This is a genomic window from Microvirga massiliensis (assembly GCF_001006805.1).
Classification (GTDB): domain Bacteria; phylum Pseudomonadota; class Alphaproteobacteria; order Rhizobiales; family Beijerinckiaceae; genus Microvirga; species Microvirga massiliensis.
The window spans coordinates 778,258-796,481 of record NZ_LN811352.1 but is presented as its reverse complement, the minus strand read 5'-3'; the positions used below and the strand labels follow the sequence as shown (position 1 = coordinate 796,481).

17 protein-coding genes and 1 pseudogene are annotated in these 18,224 nt (G+C 60.5%); 4 read left to right on the top strand and 14 right to left on the bottom strand.

Annotated elements, in window-relative coordinates; all coding sequences use genetic code 11:
* Positions 1–167: 167 nt before the first annotated feature.
* Both BN1233_RS46850 and BN1233_RS12630 read right to left on the bottom strand, forming a co-directional pair.
* The gene (locus tag BN1233_RS46850; protein ID WP_154678263.1) at positions 168–323 is read right to left on the bottom strand and encodes a hypothetical protein; all 156 of its coding nucleotides are present in this window, start codon (positions 321–323) and stop codon (positions 168–170) included.
* 292 nt (positions 324–615) lie between these two features.
* On the bottom strand, positions 616–1,203 hold the full coding sequence (locus BN1233_RS12630; protein ID WP_046863834.1) for a tyrosine phosphatase family protein: 588 nt from the start codon (positions 1,201–1,203) through the stop codon (positions 616–618).
* Positions 1,204–1,265: 62 nt separating this feature from the next.
* Between BN1233_RS12630 and BN1233_RS46845 the strand changes: the two genes are divergently transcribed.
* From BN1233_RS46845 to BN1233_RS12625, 3 genes and pseudogenes are all read left to right on the top strand, one after another.
* A complete protein-coding gene (locus tag BN1233_RS46845) occupies positions 1,266–1,448 on the top strand; it encodes a hypothetical protein (RefSeq protein ID WP_147707177.1) in 183 nt (60 codons plus the stop codon).
* Positions 1,449–1,621: 173 nt separating this feature from the next.
* Positions 1,622–1,777 (top strand): annotated as a pseudogene (locus BN1233_RS51055) (antibiotic biosynthesis monooxygenase); the annotation flags it as partial.
* 150 nt (positions 1,778–1,927) lie between these two features.
* Positions 1,928–2,896: a D-2-hydroxyacid dehydrogenase gene (locus BN1233_RS12625; RefSeq protein WP_046863833.1), complete on the top strand. Its 969-nt coding sequence runs from the start codon at positions 1,928–1,930 to the stop codon at positions 2,894–2,896.
* A gap of 321 nt (positions 2,897–3,217) precedes the next feature.
* Here the strand turns inward: BN1233_RS12625 and BN1233_RS12620 are convergent, their stop codons facing one another.
* The 11 genes from BN1233_RS12620 to BN1233_RS12570 all read right to left on the bottom strand — a co-directional run bounded on the left by BN1233_RS12620 (position 3,218) and on the right by BN1233_RS12570 (position 15,721).
* Positions 3,218–3,520, bottom strand: coding sequence for an HU family DNA-binding protein (locus BN1233_RS12620; RefSeq protein ID WP_046863982.1), 303 nt, complete (start codon positions 3,518–3,520; stop codon positions 3,218–3,220).
* 926 nt (positions 3,521–4,446) lie between these two features.
* The gene (locus BN1233_RS12615; RefSeq protein WP_046863832.1) at positions 4,447–5,739 is read right to left on the bottom strand and encodes an NAD(P)/FAD-dependent oxidoreductase; all 1,293 of its coding nucleotides are present in this window, start codon (positions 5,737–5,739) and stop codon (positions 4,447–4,449) included.
* Positions 5,736–6,527, bottom strand: a complete 792-nt coding sequence (locus tag BN1233_RS12610) for a VOC family protein (protein ID WP_046863831.1) — start codon at positions 6,525–6,527, stop codon at positions 5,736–5,738. Before BN1233_RS12610 ends, BN1233_RS12615 begins: the two co-directional genes overlap by 4 nt.
* On the bottom strand, positions 6,524–7,333 hold the full coding sequence (locus BN1233_RS12605; RefSeq protein WP_244470689.1) for an ABC transporter permease: 810 nt from the start codon (positions 7,331–7,333) through the stop codon (positions 6,524–6,526). The genes BN1233_RS12610 and BN1233_RS12605 overlap by 4 nt, the downstream gene beginning before the upstream one ends.
* On the bottom strand, positions 7,330–8,172 hold the full coding sequence (locus tag BN1233_RS12600) for an ABC transporter permease (protein WP_046863830.1): 843 nt from the start codon (positions 8,170–8,172) through the stop codon (positions 7,330–7,332). Before BN1233_RS12600 ends, BN1233_RS12605 begins: the two co-directional genes overlap by 4 nt.
* Positions 8,173–8,212: 40 nt before the next feature.
* Entirely contained in the window at positions 8,213–9,262 is a 1,050-nt protein-coding gene (locus BN1233_RS12595; RefSeq protein WP_046863829.1) for an extracellular solute-binding protein, read from the bottom strand.
* 36 nt (positions 9,263–9,298) lie between these two features.
* A complete protein-coding gene (locus BN1233_RS12590) occupies positions 9,299–11,317 on the bottom strand; it encodes a hydantoinase B/oxoprolinase family protein (RefSeq protein WP_046863828.1) in 2,019 nt (672 codons plus the stop codon).
* Entirely contained in the window at positions 11,314–13,392 is a 2,079-nt protein-coding gene (locus BN1233_RS12585) for a hydantoinase/oxoprolinase family protein (protein ID WP_046863827.1), read from the bottom strand. The genes BN1233_RS12590 and BN1233_RS12585 overlap by 4 nt, the downstream gene beginning before the upstream one ends.
* Entirely contained in the window at positions 13,389–14,504 is a 1,116-nt protein-coding gene (locus BN1233_RS12580) for an ABC transporter ATP-binding protein (protein ID WP_046863826.1), read from the bottom strand. The genes BN1233_RS12585 and BN1233_RS12580 overlap by 4 nt, the downstream gene beginning before the upstream one ends.
* 82 nt (positions 14,505–14,586) lie before the next feature.
* Positions 14,587–15,261 carry a DUF1028 domain-containing protein gene (locus BN1233_RS12575; protein ID WP_046863825.1) on the bottom strand — a complete coding sequence of 225 codons (675 nt, stop codon included), beginning with the start codon at positions 15,259–15,261 and terminating at the stop codon, positions 14,587–14,589.
* Positions 15,262–15,526: 265 nt separating this feature from the next.
* A complete protein-coding gene (locus BN1233_RS12570) occupies positions 15,527–15,721 on the bottom strand; it encodes a hypothetical protein (protein ID WP_046863824.1) in 195 nt (64 codons plus the stop codon).
* An 824-nt stretch (positions 15,722–16,545) separates the two neighbouring features.
* Between BN1233_RS12570 and BN1233_RS45920 the strand changes: the two genes are divergently transcribed.
* Positions 16,546–16,818: a DUF1194 domain-containing protein gene (locus BN1233_RS45920; protein WP_280139391.1), complete on the top strand. Its 273-nt coding sequence runs from the start codon at positions 16,546–16,548 to the stop codon at positions 16,816–16,818.
* Positions 16,819–17,287: 469 nt separating this feature from the next.
* On the opposite strand, the gene BN1233_RS12560 is transcribed toward BN1233_RS45920, so the two are convergent.
* On the bottom strand, positions 17,288–17,728 hold the full coding sequence (locus BN1233_RS12560) for a hypothetical protein (protein WP_046863822.1): 441 nt from the start codon (positions 17,726–17,728) through the stop codon (positions 17,288–17,290).
* Positions 17,729–18,224 lie beyond the last annotated feature (496 nt).

Sequence of the window (18,224 nt, the reverse complement as noted above, 5' to 3'; positions counted from 1 at the left end):
GTGAATCTTCGCGCCATCGTGCTGCTCCGCCAAGTGGCTGTCCGGGACCGTCTCGTCTGCAGCTGAGGCTCCAATCCGGGGGAGTGCTTCAGAGGTTCTTGTCTACCCGACCGGCATGTTCAGCCCCGCGACTTCTTGCGCCTGCTTGCGGCAGGCTTCTTTGACGATCAGGTCTTGGTTGCGGAGCCCGTTGTCCGCTTGGTCATCTCATCCAACATCGCATTTTGCTGGCGCTGCATCTCCGCCGTCCAGAAGCCGCGGGCAGCACCAGCCCAGGTATTTGCCGCACTCAGCCACAGGCTCAGCCAGGGATACTTTGCCATCTCGGTCCTTCCAAAGCAGGCCAACGCACCTCGATGAGGCGCGTTCCAGCAGCCTCACGGCTCAAAGCTACCGAGAGGGCCACCAAGCAACCGAGGGGCCGCGGTCAGACCGACACGGGCGGTTCCTACTGATATGCTGATTGATGGTCTGTGAGTGAGGGGACTGGACATGAGTTCCAATGCGCTCACGATTGCAAAGTCATCATAGGGTGACTGGATCAGGCAAACGCCGAGCGGCTATGCACTTGCATCGATCCGCTTCGATCCAAACGCCCGGTCGTTCGAGAAATCATCAGCTTCCGCCTCGAGCCATGTCGACCTCTCGACCACGCCCGATTCGATGCATTACATCGACCAACTGAGGACTTTTGAATAGCTGGCGCCCGTAGAGCCGTGCGAGGGCAGAGGTGAGGCGGCCTCCTCGCCCAAGCAGGCCATCTGCAAAGCCAATTATTCGCGAGTTCGGCCATGCCTGCGGACGGACCTCCAGGAGCCGCCCGAAAACGGAATCCTCGTTCTCCTCCGGACGAGCCTGTGCAAGGAGGATTGCCATGGCAGCCGTGGAGCGGGACACACCCATATGGCAGCGGACCAGAAGGTGCCTGTCACCGCGCTCGGCGGCATCCTCGGCCAGAGAGCGGCCGAAGTCCAGGATAGCCTCCACATGGCCGATCTCTGGAAGCCTGACGTTCGGCGCCGGCTCGATGGCGTCATGGAAGTGCAGGATAGCGCGGCGATGCGGATTATAGGTCAGGAAGGCTTCCGGATCCGGCCAGCCGGGATCGAGGATGGAGAGGACATGCGTAATGCCACGGCAGCTATGTGCCTGCAGGTCCTCCAGTCCGCAGATAGTCAGCATCGCGATGGATACAGGGTTCATGAACTCAGCCTCGCCTTGGGGCAAGTCTAGGGCCTTATTCTCACTGAGGATGTGGGGCGGTCATGCGTGTGTTCGAGCGCAGCGGCGCTGTCTGTAAAGGGCTGCGCTGGCCTTACGCGAGCACCACGGCCAACATCACCGATCGCTTGAAATCCTGGCCGAAAGCCGCCATCTCGCCGCCCGTGAAAGCCAAGCAGACCATTTTGAGCCACGACGACTGCCACCCCCGAGAGCCATGCCTTTGAGGCCGATGTCGCGAGATGGCTGCACCTCATGGTGCATTGCGTCTATTCGGATCGGGACATCTTCCTGCGTGAGTTGATCTCGAATGCAGCTTACCCACAGCCATCCTGCACCTTCTGCGTGCCAAGAACCTGCTCGCCGGAGAGCTAGGAATGTGAATGGCAGCAGGGCTAAGCTGCAATTCTGGCGTGACGAGGCTGCGATCGCGGCTTGGCGCAATCACCTCCGGCATCGACAGGCCTAGGCGGTCGGGCGTGACGGCATATTCGCTTATTATCGGCTGTGCATTGTCGAACTTGTGCGCGACTACGGACCGAAGGACCAGGCGTAGGCGCCGGGCGGTTCAGATGCAGCAATTCCAGGCTGAGTTCGCCAGTCCAGCTCGTTGCTCACGGCTGCGCAGGAGAGATCGATCGCGGGATTATCGCCCTCCGCGCCCTCTGGGCGGTCTTCACCATGGATTTGTAGAAAGAGAGAAGACATGAACATTCTACCGGATCAGAGCAGGCTGACGATCGGATTTGCCCATGCGGCTTATCAACTCGCGGACGAGTTCTGCGCCCGCGGTGCACCCTCTAGCTGCTTCGAGGTGAGGACGCTCGACGAGCTTCAGGCGCGGGTCTATGAGGCCGATGTCCTGGTCGTGTCCGGCCTGTGGCGCAACGAGCTTCTCCGCAAAGCCGACCGGCTGCGCTTCATCCAATCGATCAGTGCCGGTACCGACCAGTTCGCGCGCGACCTCATCGCAGCCAAGGGCGTGCGCCTCGCGAGCGCTCAGGGTGCCAACGAGCGCGCTGTCGCAGAGCACGCGATGGCGTTGATCTTGAGCCTTGCCCGGCAACTCCATCGCGTGCGCGATAATCAAGCTCGCGCACATTGGAGGGGCATGATTGCCGACCGCAGACAGCGCGAACAGGAACTCGGCGGGCGCATCTTGCTTATCCTCGGCTTAGGTCGGATTGGCTCTCGACTGGCGGCGCTCGCGCGGACCTTTGACATGCAAGTCATCGGGGTGAAACGCCAATCTACGCCAGTTGCAGGGGTGGAGCAGATTGTGCCACCGGAGAGACTCCTCGAAGTGCTGCCGCAGGCGGATTTCGTGGTCCTGACCTGTCCTCTTACACCCGAAACCGAGGGGCTGATCAGTCGAAAGCAGCTGGAGGCGATGAAACCCTCGTCCTATCTGATCAACGTCGCGCGCGGGCGTATTGTCGATGAAAGTGCCCTGATCAGCGCGCTCGAGCAGGGAATGATCGCGGGTGCTGCGCTAGACTGCTTTCACGAAGAACCACTGCCACTCTCGTCGCCTCTATGGCGCATGCCGGACGTGATCATGACGCCGCACAGCGCGGGCGAGACGCAGCGCTACGAGAGCAATATCATCGATCTCCTGCAAGAAAATCTCGCGCGCCTCTACCGGGGTGACCCATTGAAGAACCAGATCGTTTAGGTGAACTGGCGGGCTATCCTCAAGCGAGATTTGGAATTTCGACAACTTGTCGAGCACCATTTCGGAAGTGCTGACGTCTAACCCGTCACGCCGGTAGAATTGGCGATTCGCAACTGTTTCTGTCCGCCACTAGGCCGTGCCAGAGATCATCCGGCATGGGATTGCGTTCCATCTTGAGGTCAGGCTCACAGATCGAATGGTCGCGGAGTCCCCGGCAAAGCAAGGGCTCCGCGTCCCGTGTGAGGCAATCCGGTGTTGGGTGTACTGACCGGAGATCTGATTGCCCGGACGCTGGCGCGGCGGGGCAATCAGGAGTCACGATCAAGCGGCCTTCCTGCGTGGGCGCCGCTTGGGATTGAGGCTCTCCTTCATGGCCTTGGCGGCCTCGAACTTGAGCACCTTGCGGGCGGGAATCTTCACGGTCTCGCCGGTTTGGGGATTGCGGCCCGTGCGGGCCCCACGCTCGACTACCTTGAACCGGCCAAAGCCGGAGAGCGCGACCTCTTCGCCGGAGTTGGCGGCCTCCATGATCTTCTCGAACACGCGATCGACCAGCTCGCGGGCATAGGTTTTCGTCAACTCAAACTCTTCGGCCAAGGCCTCGATCAGGTCATTTTTGTTCATGAGATGCCCCATAGGGTGGAAGGGTGGTTCACACACTGGGATTTTGGTCTGCCCGTTCACGGCCAGGCGAGGAATGCCCGGGAACGACGCGTGTTTGCCATCTGGGTTGCCTCCAAACTCCAGCAATTTCAGGCGAATTGGTTGACGAATGGTTTCTATGTCGTTTTGTGCCTGTCGGCATGCTGCCGACGTGACTACTCCTCCCGGAGGCGAGCGGGTCCATGGGCAAGCTGCATTCTCTGGCCAGATCACCGGATAAGAACCGCCGCCTGCTGAGAAGCGCGCAGACGAGGCCTGCCCGAAGAGGCGCTCGCCTTCCTGCGACCCCCTGCGGGACGAGCGGCCGTCCAGGGTGGACAAAGGCCTGCGACAGGATCGGATTGATTACGGCAGCGGAGAGGCTCGGATGGAGACAAGTTCAACCGGTCCGCTGGGCACACTGTGGCTCGTGCATTATGTCGTGAGCCGAAGCAAGGATGTCTGGTCGATGGCTCAACGGGCGGGAAGCGCCGATCTGCCGCGGTACGGCGGCCATGTGCCGAAATAACTTGCGGATCGGACCCGACTGGGTGCCGTGACGAGCGAGGTCATCGTGCACCATTCGGGCCCGGGACGCGGAGCGAGCCGGATCCGAGCAACCGCTGTTGCCCCATCCCGGCACGTCGGTTCACCCTGAGGTCCACCCGAGCGGAGGGCTCGGTGTCGCCGAGCACCATTGCCGCCCTGCTGCTATTGGCGCACTCTCTGCTCTGCTCATGCCTTGAGAGACCTCAACTTCCCGTCAGGTCTCCGCCAAGCACCCGGTCGTAGAAACGGACCTGCCATTGCGCCGACACGCACAAGAGACCCGGCACCAGGCGTGTAGAGCATCCTCATCTTCAGCCCAAGAGGCCGCGCCACTTGCGGCGACGGCGGATAGCGACGAGTCAGCCACTGAGTTCCCTGCGATCGCGATATCTATAGTATGGGAGGACCAATCGAGCTATCCGATTGACTAAAGGTGAGAGTGGTACCGCTTGTGGCGAAGTCAATTCGAGCGGCAGTTCGGCGTCCGAGGCTCCATGTACCGCATCCTCGACAACGCTCCCCATAGCCATCGAAAGCGCCAGCCCGCGCCCGTTGCACCCGATCCAAGAGATCAGGCCGTCTGCACTTCGGTGCAGTCGCGGCAGCCGATCCAGCGTCATGGCGATGCGTCCACCCCAAAAGAAGTCCGCGCGCACCCCTTTCAGCTGTGGGAAGATCTCCTCGAGTCGTCTCATAACGAGGCGTGGGACACGATGCTTCGCGAAGGCCTGAAGCGCAAGTGCCCCGCCCGAGACGAGCCGGCTATCGCGGTCCTTGCGGAAGTACCGCAAGTCCATGCGTGTATCCGAGCATGCCTCATCGTTGGGAAGGATCGTTTCCGCAAGCTGACCCAATGGCTGCGTGGCGACCTGATAGGACGTCACCGGGACGATGGAGCGCGCTAGCTCCGGCCAAATGCTCCCGGAATAAGCCGCCGTCGCAAGCACGACCTTGCTGGCCCGAATGCTGCCGGTCGAAGTGCTCACAAGCCAGCCGGTGCGATTCCGTGAAAGAGAGGTGACCGGCGAATGAGCGAAGACACTCGCTCCCTCACCAACGGCAGCGCGAGCCAAGCCGCGCGTGAAGGCCAGCGGATTGATGTGACCGCCGCTCGGCAGACGCCATCCACCATAGTAGGCGGCACTGCCGAGATGTGTGGCGATCTCTTCTCGACCCAGAACCTCGGCGGCGACGCCACGCGCCTGCCACTGCTCAGCGCGTCGTGCCGCGATGCGCGCACGAGCCTCCGAGTGAGCCGGCTGAATCCAGCCGTTGCGTACAGCGTCACAATCAATGCCATACCGGGTAGCTGTCTCGAACAGAAGATCTGCCGATCCTTCGAGAAGTCGAAGAAAACGATCACCTCGATCCGGCCCCAATGCTTTTAGAACAGCGTTGGGGTCATGCCGCGTCAGAGTCGGAATGACCTGACCATTGTTCCGTCCGGAAGCTCCTGCCCCAATCTCGCCCGCCTCGATCACCAGGGTGTTCGTGCCGGACCTTGCGAGATGCAGTGCGGTCGAGAGGCCGGAAATACCGGCGCCAACAACGGCCACATCGGTCTCGTATGTACCCTCGAGACGCGCGGCCGAGAAAGTCTCGCGGGACAAGGAGGCCCACAATGGCGATGGAGGATCCTCTGAGATGGTCATTGCACCGGCTCCAAGTCCAGCACGACGCCGAGTTCCGCTCGCAGGTCGATGGCGATTCCATCCTGCTGAAAGCGAGCCGGAAAGCGACTGCCACACACAATCCGCTCGGCGGTACCCAGGTCAGCTATGCTCAGCCTCAGGTGATTCGGCTCCGTGGCGGAGCAAAGGGTTACTGTCGTCAGGTGACCGGATTGTGCTCTGTCAGGGAGCGAGCCGGACACACGTCGCAGAACGTCCGCAGCTGCGATGGGATCGGGAACCCCTATACCGGCGGCGCTCAGTTCGATTGCGCCGTTTGGATGCCTGGTCCACTCGGATCGCCAGACGAGCTCGGGCGTTTCGTGAGCGCAAACGATGAGCCGAAATCCCGGCGTGGCGGGTGCCGGCAGTCGGCAGACCTGGAACCGCAGGCGGTTGCCCCGTTCGTCTGGCCGCTCGAACGCGATCACCTGACCAGCCGCGAAGCCCATTTTGAGGAGAGCATCGCAGGCCGATCGAGCGTTCCCCGTCCGCAGCGCAATCCCGCGTATGCCGCCTCCTTCGTTCATCAGGGCCTGCCATCCGGAACTCCGTTCAGTCACACGAACGACGGTCAGGAGCTCGATATAGGTAGACGACAGCATGACGCAGCAATTGGCCGTGCCCATTTCGACGCTGTGTTCGGTCCGCGGCGTCACGGTAAAACCGAGCTCGACGAATACGGTGCTGGCGCGCTTGAGGTCGAGCGTCGGCAGGACGAAATGGTCGAGGGGCGTGCCGACCGACAAAGCCCTTGTTTCGTCGATCATCCTGCGGCCGTCATCTTATCGATACCGTAAAGGCGATCGACTATGAGCAGTCCGACTACGGCCAGGAGAAGCTGAAGTGTGCTCAAAGCGGCGATCGAGGGATCGAACTGGTGTTCCATATAGCTCAGCATAACAACCGGAAGCGTCAGTGTTTCCGGACTGCCAAAGAAATAGGAGATCGGAAGGTTATCGAAGGAAACGAGGAACGAGAATAGCGAGCCCGCAGCGATACCCGGCCGTATCAGCGGAAGAACGACGTGCCAGAACACCTGGAGTGGGTTGGCTCCCAGAAGGGCTGCAGCCTCCTCGTAGCTGCGCGCCATATCCCGATACGTAGCCGCCACGGTCCGAAGTACGTAGGGAAGACACACGGTCGTATGTGCGATGAGCAATGCCGTGAACGAGACGCCAACGCCGATCTGCGACAGGAAAAAAAGTGCCGCAAAGCCGATGACAATCATCGGCATCGAGAGCGGAGACAAAAGGAAAGTCATGATCATGCTCGCCCAAGCGGAGCTGCTTCGCGCGAGAGCAAGGGCGGCGGGGACTCCAAGCAGACAGGAGACCGCCGTCGCCCCAAATGCGATCTCCAGGCTGACCAGAAGCGAGTCGACATAAGGCTGATATTCGAAGATACGCCAGAACCAGCGCAGCGACCAGCCAGGGATCGGGAACGCCACGAAGCTCGCCTTCGTGAACGAGACCACCACGACGACGGCGATCGGCAGAAGCATAAATGCAAAGAACAAAATTACGAACGCGGTCAGCAGGATGCGTCCGATATCTAGGCGCCAAAGTATCCTCACGACGTCCCCCCGCGGCGCACCAGACGGAGCTGTACATACAAGCATGCCAGCGCGACGACGAGAAGCACGGTACTCATAGCACTCGCCATGCCGAAGTCGCGTGTCGTATTGAACTGCTGGAAAATGAGAAGCGGCAATGTCTTCAGGCCGCCGCCCAAAAGGACGAGCGTGACGAAACTGCCGTTCGCGATCATAAACACCAGGATCGAGCCGGTACTGATGCCCTCGAAGGATAGTGGTAGCGTGACTTCCCAGAAAGTCCGCAGCCGGTTGGCTCCTAGGAGCTGGGCTGATTCCTCGAGTCGGCGATCGATCCCCTGCAGGACGGATGCGATCGACAGGACCATGAAAGGCACGAGGACATGGACAAGGCCGATCACGACAATTTCGGGTGTGTTGAGGATACGGATCGGCTGACCGAGGATTCCCAGATCCTGCACCAGCAGCGTATTCACCAGCCCGCGTCTGGCGAAAAGCACCTGCCACCCGTAGGTTCGCATGATAATAGAGGTCAGCAGTGGGGCAATCAGGAGGAAAATGACGAGACCGCTCCAGCGGCCGGCATATCGCACCAAGTAATACGCGACTGGATATCCGATCAGGATACAGATGATCGTGACGGCAGTCGAGAGGATGAGCGTCTCGGCGATGACCCTCAGATAGAACGGGTCTGTCAGGAGTTGGACATAGCGCGCCAGCGTGATCTTGCCCGTCTCGGGGGAGATCACGCTGCGCAAACCATTGTCGACGAGCGGTAGGACAAAGAAGGCGATCAGGAAGAGGACAGCTGGAAGGACGAGAAGACCCCGCCGCAAAGCGGGCAGGACTCGCCCCGTCATATCTCTCCTCTTGCGCACCGAGACTGATCCCTGCTCGACCTCAACCACCTATCTCGCGATTCCAGCGGTCGACCCACTCGCTCCGAACGAGCGCGATCTTCTCGTAAGGCGGGAAATGGGCCTGCTGCCACGGCGTGAAGCGCTTCTCGAGATGCGGTGGATACCTTACCTTGGTGTTCGTCACGGGGTAGTTCAGCATCTCTGCGAACATCAACTGCGATTCTGGGCTTAGCATCACATCGACATACGCCCAGGCCAGCTCCTTGGCATTTTTCGGCTTCTGCACCGCCAAAGCATTGATCGACCCGCCCTCAGTCGGATTCAGGAAGTCGATCCAGGTGGCACCGGCGTCGTAGTGAGCCCATGTTCGACCGTCAAAATAGATTCCGATATCCGCTTCGCCGCTCGACAGATGATTGAAGAAGTCGTTCGGACCGCCCCAGAATATGACGTTCTTGCGCATCTTCTTCATTGCATCGAAGAATGGGGAGACGTTTTCCACGCCACCACCGAGGGCCTTCGCCATCGCCCAAACCAGCATGATCGGAGTGACCGCATAGCTGATCCCGGGAAGCGAAGCGACCCATTCTCCTGCGGCCGTACGATCCACAAATTCCCCGAACGACTTCGGTGGATTCTTCACCGTGTTCTTGTTGTAGGTGATGCCGGCGACGCCGTAATCGAATACGGTGCCTTTGCTCGAAAGAGCGTCCGTGAACTCGCGGGGGATATCAGCCAGATTTGGCAGTCTTTCAACCGTGAACGTGTCCATCAGGTCCGTCTTCGCCGCGCTGATGGCGAGGTCCGGGGTCGTGATGACCACGTCGATAGGCGGGTTCTGCGGGTTGGCCTCGATCTGACTCAACCACTGGGGCGGAGAGCCCAGAAGGACATTGGCCTTTGCCCCTGTCTTCTGCTCGAAGGGCGCGACAAACGCTTTGCGGACGGCCTCCTCCCAGATGCCGCCGAGAGCCGTGACCGTGATCTCCGAGCGCTGGGCCATGGTTTGGAACGAGGAGCCGGTGAGGACAGCGGTTGCCCCCAGCAGGCTGCTCGTCCGGAGGAAGCTCCGTCTCGTGAGTTTGATCATAACTTTCTCCTTCGCAATGTCGTGAAGCGACCCGCCTTACCCGGCCTCTAGTTCCTCGCGAATGTCGAGGTGATCTTCGAGTCGCCTGATTTCAGCGAGCAGGCGCTCCCTCTGTGCAGAGGTCACGCTCTCCGCTTCCGACCCGACTGGAAAGGACGGTGGCAGGGACTGCAGAATCGCGGTGTAGATTTCGGTCCGTTTCTGCGTGCGCCGCGCGACCGGGAGGCGGAAGAGTGCCCGGTTCAGCCGACTCAACAAGTCCGACGTGAAGAGTTGCTCGAACGTCTCGCGCTCCGGTCCGTATGTGTGGGACATATTGGCCAGAGCCTGCCCGTTCCGTCGTGCCAACGTCTCCGTCTCAACCACCGACCCTTCGCGAATAACAACCCCGTAGTCGCGCTCAGCAGCCTCGATTGATACCAAGCCGCGTGTGACATCGAGGAGCACACGGGCGGGCCCGCGAGCGAAGGGGTCGCCATAACCGCCTGCCCCCGCAGTCCTCAGGGTAACGACATCCCCGCAGTTCACCCGCAGCACATCGATCTTCCCGAATCGTTTCTCGTCGGGTGTGCCCTCGTTGAGAATCAGTTCGGTCGATGCCCCGGGGCGCCCGCCGCGGATGCCCCAGGGGCGGAATTTGGAGCGCTCCATGCCGCGTCCGAGCACCATAGATCCGTCCTTCAGGACGCTGAAAGACAACTCCAGCCCGCAGCCGCCTCGCCAGCGCCCCGGACCGCCCGAATCGGGTCGCAGCGCATACCGGAGAATTTCAATACTGATCTCGGCCTCGACGGTCTCGACAGGGTTGTTCGCGAGATTCGAGATGCCACTGTCACGGCCATCTACTCCGTCGGCACCGTAGCGGGCACCTGTTCCGCCGATCATCGGCTCCACGACCTGAACATTTTGGTTTCCCTGCTCATTAGCTTCCGCAACCACGAGGGGCACGACGACGCCACCGCTCGCGGCAGGCATAATCTCCGGCAATGCGAGCCCGAATGCGCCGTTCAGAAGATCATTGACCCGAATCGCCGCGGCATGCCGCACGCCGACGGCTGCCGGATGCTCCGGATTGACCAGAGACCCCTTCGGCGCGGTGATCGAAACATAGCGTAGTAGACCGGCATTGAGAGGTGCCGTTGCATCGAGGGTATTGATGAGGGCGAGCACTCGTAGCGTGAGCCAGGCATGAGGTTTGCCGTGACTGGGAACATTCATTGCGGCGGCCACTTGCGGGTCTGTTCCGGTGAAGTCGAGATGAACTCTGCCGTCGTCAAAGGTGACCTTCAGCGCCAGTCGCACCGGCAGTCCGGAAACGGCATCATCATCAAGGAAATCGGTGAAGTTGTATGTACCGTCCGGAATCTTGCGCAGGACCTTACGGGCCTTCTCGGCGGCATAATCGACCAGGTCCTGCTGTCCGGCGAGGAAGTTTTCGACTCCATGCTGCTCAATCAGTTGCTGGACGCGCCGTCTCCCGGTCCCGAGAGCGGCGAGCATCGCTCGGATGTCGCCCATGTTGGCATCGGGCGTCCGGGAATTTGCCATAAACAGCAGTTGCACGTCTTCGTTCATCTGCCCGGCGCGTACCAGTTTCACCGGCGGGATTTGAAGGCCTTCCTGAAAGATTTCCTGGTTGACAGGCGAGATGCTGCTCGGCACACGCCCGCCGACATCTGAGCAGTGCACGAAGGCCCAGCCGAAAGCCACGATGCCTTCATCATGGAAATACGGCTCTATCAAATGCAGGTCCGGCAGGTGAGTTGCCAAGCCGACCGAGCGGTAAGGGTCGTTGGTGAGGATGACATCGCCGGGTTCGAGCTTTCCGACTGCGTCGATCGCCGGCTTGGAATCAAGAGCGACGAATCCTGAAACGCCAATTGAGCGGGGATACGCGAAGAAGGTCCCGTCGAGGCTGGCCAGTGCACATGCGAAGTCGGCAGTCTCCTTGACGTAGAGCGTCCGCCCCGTCCGCTGCAGGGTGAAGCACATCTCCTCCGTGGCAGCGGCGACCTTATTGCTGAAGATTTCCAGGGTGACGGGGTCCAGCCTCATGGGCGATCGCTCCGGGTCAGATGGAGATTGCCAGCCTCGTCCACGCGGGACATCCAGTTCGGTAGTATCACGACAGTCGTGTCTTCCTGCTCGATGATGGCCGGACCTTCGAGGACATGCCCGGCGCGCAGGGCAGACCGGTCGAACACCGCCGCTTCCGTCCAACCATTGCGCAGGAAAATCGACCGATGTGCCTTCGGCTGCGGAGCCTCGAGCCCCGGCGACAGCTGGAAATGCTTGATGCGTGGAGTGCGCCCAATCACAGCAAGCCGCGCAGTGGTGATTTCGATCGAGGCGCTCGGATCTCTGAAGCCATAAACCCGCTCATGCTCACGATGGAATGCTTCCGCAACCTCTGCACAGCTTGGCTCCGCTGATGGGCTGCCGAGTTCGACACGGAGCTCGTATGCCTGTCCTGCATAACGCATATCGACAGCGCGGAAGATATCGACAGCATCGGCAAAATCTCCCTCGTTTTGTAGCCAAACACGTCCCTCGCTTTCGAGCTGGCGCAGGGTGGAGGCAAGCCGAGCGACGCTGGTCGTATCGAGTTCCATTCTGAGGCTGCGGACGAAGTCGCGCCGGAGATCGGAGCTGACGGCGCCGAGCGCGCAGAATGTTCCGGCCGATGGCGGGATCACGATATGATCAATATCGGCTTCCTCGGCGAGAAGATTAGCATGGGTCGGACCGGCCCCGCCGAAAGGCATGAGGGCGAAGTCCGCCGGATCGAGCCCGCGCTGAGCGAGCGTCTTGAACAGCTCCGTAGCCATGCCTGCGGTAGCGACGCTCAGGGCTCCAACTGCAGCCCTCTCGGCTGCGCCGGCTCCGTCGATTCCGATGCGCTTGCCGGCGGAGGCGAGCGCAGCTTCGGCTGCGCCGCGGTCTAGCATCATCCGCCCACCAAGAAAACGAGTCGGATCGATGAGCCCCGTCGCCAAATAACAATCGGTGACGGTGGGTTCCTGTCCTCCCCGTTGGTACGCGACGGGACCTGGATCCGCTCCAGCGCTGCGCGGGCCGACCTTCAGTATCCCATGATCGTCCACCCAGACGATCGAGCCTCCTCCGGCGCCGATCGCGCTGACTGCAACGACCGGCAACATCAGCGGAAGCCCGCCGATCTCCGTTCGGGTCGCGAATTCCGGGACGCCCGCTGACGACACAGCGATGTCGCTGCTCGTGCCCCCCATATCGAAAGTGATGATCCGTTCCACGCCGGCCGCGGCGGCTAGTCGCGTCGCAGCCATGACCCCGGCAGCAGGTCCAGAAAGGACAGTTTCAACCGGCCTTGCCGAAGCCGATTCCAGACTCATGGAGCCCCCGTTGGAGGCGGTAATGAAGATCTGCGCTGAGGCGCCGATCTCACGGATGCCATGTCCCAGGCGCTCATAGTAGCGCTGCATGAGCGGTTGAATATACGCGTTAAGGCAGGCGACCAGCGTCCGCTCGTATTCGCGTATCTCCGGCCAAATCCTAGCCGCTGATACGACACCAACACCGTCAAGGCGTCGGGCGAGATCGTCGGCGAGCTTTGCCTCGGCATCGGGGTTTGCGTAGCCGTTGAGCACGACCAGTGCGACAGCGTCGAGCTTCGCTGTAATAATCCTGCCAGCAAGCTCGTCGAGGGCACGGTCGTTTGGCATGCGTGTCGGGTGGCCTTTCGGGTCGAACCTAGCATCAATCTCGAATACCCGGTCGCGTGGGACCAGCGGCTCTTCCTTAGTTGCATGGAAATCGAAGGACGACGGCATGCGGCTTCTTGCAATCTCCAGAATGTCACGGAACCCGGTGCTAACGAGGAGACCGATCCTGGCGCCCATCCGCTGAATGATCGCGTTCAAGCCGATTGTCGTGCCATGCATGATCAGGTCGATCTCGGATGTCGCGCAGCCTGCCTTGGCGACAAGGTTTGACAATCCCTGGACTACTGCACGAGCCGGATCGTCTGGGGTACTGGGCTCTTTATAGTAGATCAGCCGCGCACTGCGGCCCTCGGAAAGGACGAAATCGGTGAACGTGCCACCCACGTCTATCCCGACTCGCGCCCTCCAATCCTCGGAGACCTGGCTCACGTGTCCTCCTCCACGACGACGCTGTCGTTCGTTCTCCAGCCAGCGACAAGGTGATCGCCCGCCCGAAACGCCAAGGCTCCCAATGGACCATCAGCCTGGCGGTAGGCGTAGATCTCCCGGCCAAGCGCTGGCACATGCAGCTGATAGGCAGCATAAGTGCCTCGAAAGGCAGCCGACAAAACTTTGGCCTGAAGGCGATTGGACAGCATCTCCGCTGCAGGACCGATCAGGACGCGCTCTGGTCGAACGGACAAAACGATCCTGTCGTCGGCCGACCTAGCTATCGGTGCTTCAATGCAAATGATACTGCCGTTCGAGCCTTCAATCTCGATTTGAGTTCCAGCCTCGCCATCGACCGGGCGGCCTTCGAAGATGTTGGATGCGCCGAGAAACTCCGCGACGAAGCGCGTCGCAGGACGATCGTAGATTTCGGTTGCACTCCCAATCTGGAGGATGCGTCCCTTGCTCATCACCGCAATCCGATCGCTCATCGAAAGAGCCTCTTCCTGATCATGGGTGACGAGGACCGTCGTGATGCCAAACCGCTGCTGCATGCTCCTCAACTCGAATTGCATGCTTTCTCGAAGGCCCTTGTCCAGGGCGCCAAGGGGTTCATCAAGGAGGAGCACCCGAGGGTTCGGAACCAGAGATCGCGCAAGTGCTATGCGCTGCTGTTGACCGCCGGAAAGCTGGGATGGGTAGCGATCGGCATAGCCAGAGAGCTGGACGAGATTGAGCATGCGACGGACCTCTTCGTCCCGATCTGCACGATTCATGCCGGACATGCGCAGACCGAAAGCAATGTTCTCGCCAACGGTCTTGTGCGGGAAAAGGCTGTAGTTCTGGAACACCATACCCAGCGCGCGGCGGTGTGGAGGCAGGCCAGTGATGTCGCGGCTAGCGACTACAATTCGTCCATGATCCGGCCGCTCAAAACCGGCAATCATCCGCAGTGTAGTGGTTTTCCCACACCCGGATGGGCCGAGCAGCGCTACGAGCGAGCCAGCTTCCGCCAAGAGATTCAAACGATCGACGGCGGCCGTCGCGCCAAACCGCTTTTCCAGGTCCTCCAACCGAAGCTCCGCCGGATGGCGCAGAGTTAGATCCTCCATCACATTATCCCGCAATATTGGCGCGCCTTTGCCCGCTGGGCCTGATGCGCAGGAACAGGGTGCGTGCCATTGGGCAATGTGCTCATACCGTCAGCGCCGAGTTGATCAGCGGCTTCAACTCGAACGGGCGCAGAACCTGGATGACAAACCGCTCGACCAAGGGTTCATAAGCCTTCCACAACCTGTGGAGACCGTGCTGGGGATCAACCTCGAAGTCGACGCGCAGATCCACCAGCGGCCAAGCATGCCGATCCACGATGAGAAGCGCAGCCGCCATCGCGGGCTGTATCTCCCCTCCGGTTGCAACACCAGCATCAACGGCCGATAGAAGCCTTTCGGCGAAGCTTCCGGATGAGGCCTCAAAGGCGCGCACCATCCCTTCGGGAACGTCGGCACTGGCGAGGAAATTTCCGACGGAGATGCAGCCATCCCCGGCCGCCGCGGCATTGATGGATTCGATCCCAAGCCCATTGTAGAACGCCGTGTGCCCGTCCCGATCGACCACTGCGAACTGGCGCTGTGCCGGATATTCGCTTCCTGCCACGAGAATGTTGACGACTTCCTGAGCGCCGAAGCCTTGCGAGAGCAGGTCGAGGCCCAAGGGACCACTGCGAATATCGGTCCGATGTTGCGTCAGGACGGCGCCGGCCCTCGCCCGAGCCCATGGGCATCTATTCCCCACGGCGATGCTGGAGCTCGCGACACAAATCCCGAACATGCCCGTCTCGCGGTCCAGGGCAGCAAGAGAAAACGTCACCTATCTCTCCTAACCGTATTTTACTGAGACAGCTTTGCTGCAGTGCTAAGATCGCGCTATGCTGGCCAAGTGTTGACATACCAACTGGCATCGAGTGCATTGCGGCAGGGACAGTTGTCTGACAGGCTCAAGCGACAATGCAGGCTGTGAGTTCCCACTTCGCCAACGCTTTGAGGCGGTGAAAATGGGTACCGAGAGCAGGGCGGCTTAAGCGGGGCAGAAAGGAGAGATTGTAGACAGCTGAGAAGGCATTGACGAATCGCGGTCAGGCCGATCCCGAAGCTTGCCGACTCGCTCCCGTGAATCTTGAGGCATAGCTGAATCGCGGTGGGCTTGCCGGATCGGTGACCTGAAGCGTGAACTCGATCCTGTGATCTGCAGCCTTCGTATCCTGGGCCCCGGGAACGACTCTCTCGACCTCTGCCGCCTGCGCGATGCCGCCGTTCAGACGCAGCGGCACCACAACATCGATTGCGGTCTGCGGCCCAGGTCCACGCGCGACGCGAAGGGTGCCAGGCGACGGTTAAAGCGCTTGTACTCGACATGCGGCACGCCGGCTTCGACACGTGCCTCTGCCTAACTCAGGGGACTCGTGGCAAGCTCGCCTATAAAAGTCGCCAGGATGGATGAGCCTTATTGCGAGCTGGCCGATCCTCTCGATGGTCCAAGTTCACTGCTTTCAGCTCATGACCTCGTTAACCTGGATCGAACGCATTTAGACGGGTGCGTGGGCCTCGGCCATGTCTTCGGGCCGCAGTTGATGGCGGGTGTCCAAACCGGGTTCCTCAATGCATCATCGGGCCGGCTGGGGCGCCGGCCGTCTTCCGCGGCTCAGTCATTCAGCGTGGGGAGGGGTTCGTAGAGAACGGGAATCACGGAAGCAGAGCCATCGATTGTGACATCATCCCGGCCGGGATCAGGCGCCTGCTTTGAGCGGCACCTCAGTCGTGTGGTGGGTCTGCAATTGGTGGGGCGTCGTCCAACTCTGGCCGGAGGCTGGCACATATTGGCGCTCATCCTCGCAGATCGGGCAACGAGCGGGAGGTATATCCGGGAGGATAGGAGGTTCCGCAGGTGGTGCAGATGAAGGTGATCACGGCTCATCCTTGAGGCAGATCAGCAAGGTTGGGCGTAATAGTGCAGTCAGGTGGGACATCATCGACGAGACGCAACACATACATCCCGCTTGCGGACCGCTGCAACCGTCCATGTTCCCCAATAGGGCAGTAGCTCTCGGTTCAGGATGCGGGTGGTCTCAGCAGCCGTCCGGTTCTAGGCTACACGATCAACGGCCTGCCGATCATGTTGAGGCGGCCCGAGAGCATCTGGGGCATCGAGGACCTCGACCTCTACTTCCGCGACTGTGTCATCGGCGGGCCAGGAGCCTTTATGATCCCGGTCTGGGAGCGAAACCAGTTTGCCGAGGCGATCAGGGTGAAGATTGTGCGCGAGATTGCGGCTCAGCCAAGCTCCCGAGCCGCAGTTCAGGCTGCTCGGGGAAACGCTCTCACCAACTGCTTGGCCGGCGAAATCCGACGACAGCAGATGGAGAACTGATCAATGGTGTAAGCCAGCAGGAGGCCCTGGATATCCTGAGCAGGCAATGCGGTCGCCGGAAGAGGTGACAGATCACCTCACCCCTGGCGTGCTGACTGGGGGTCACAATGCTGCTTGAGGTCGACCGGAAACAGTTGGGCGTTCTGAGGCGTGCTCTCGAAGTGGGAGCGCGCGATATGTAATCGCGCTTGGGCAGCGAGCCCGGCGATGAGGGTTACGGAACGCGTCTACGACGACCAATGGCTGGCTCTTGATGTTCACTGGGTCGTGAACGCAACGGGCACCGAGAGCCGTTCGGGCCTTTCCAACCCCGGCGTGTGACGCTGGCAAGGGCGCCTCATGGACGAGAGCGCGGGCGGTCTCCTGCGGGACAAAACCCGCCCCGTGGAACGCCCCCGACCTCTTGCAGCCCGACCGTTGTCATCGACCCCCACAGACGAAGGCACACAAAACGGGGCCAGGGCACGCACTACCAATACCGCTCGACATCCTTGCCGTACGCCTCCTTCTCGAACGCCTTTCCAGCCTCGAACGGAGATTCCTTGCCGTCCATCCAGTCGCCCCAATGCACGATCTCGTGCAGCAGGGTAGATTCTACGAGAAGGTGCATCCGTGAATCCTTGGCGTCAGCATCCGAATTCTGAAACTTGTCGCAAATCACCGCCGCGATGAACACAGTGTCGGGATACTTTTTCGGGAGGTACTGGCCATTCGCAGACGCCATGTGCCTGAACTCAATGACGGGCGGGTTTCCGTGTTCGAGGGCGCGCTCGGCCACCTTTTCCTTCAGTTCCGCATACTTCTGGAATGCTTTAAATACCTTGGTATTCTTTTTCACCTTCGGAAGGTTATCGCAGATCCACGTTGCCAAACGCGGATAATCTTTGGCAATTCCAGCTGAGACAATCATGCGGGTTCCTCCAGCGCGTGCTCGGAAGCGTTCTGCCGACGATACAGCCTCCTCGCCCTCACACTGTGATATCCGTCACGGATTTGCTCGCGATTGCATGCTCACGTGCCACCCACGGGAAGGCGATCCAGCACATCGATGCTTGTAATGGAAAGGCTTGGATTGCAACCAAGTTAATCGTCAGACACGTGCAGACGATCGCTGTCTCAATTGACCTTACGGTCGGCATTGGTGCGCATCTTCTCCGCGTCGGGATCAAGCCCAGAAAGGTGCTTTGGGCATCGAGGATCCAACTGGTCGATATATCAAGAACCAGCGAAAATTAGTGACCAGCTGAACCTCATCGCACAATGCGATGAACTCACTGTGCTGCAGGCCGAAATCGTCTGGATTGCGGCGGTTCCCGTGAACGTGCAGCAGCAGATGCTGCGCGATCTCGAGGACGTTCGCGAACGTCATCGCGGGCCACGGCTGACACCCGACGCCATGGCGCAAG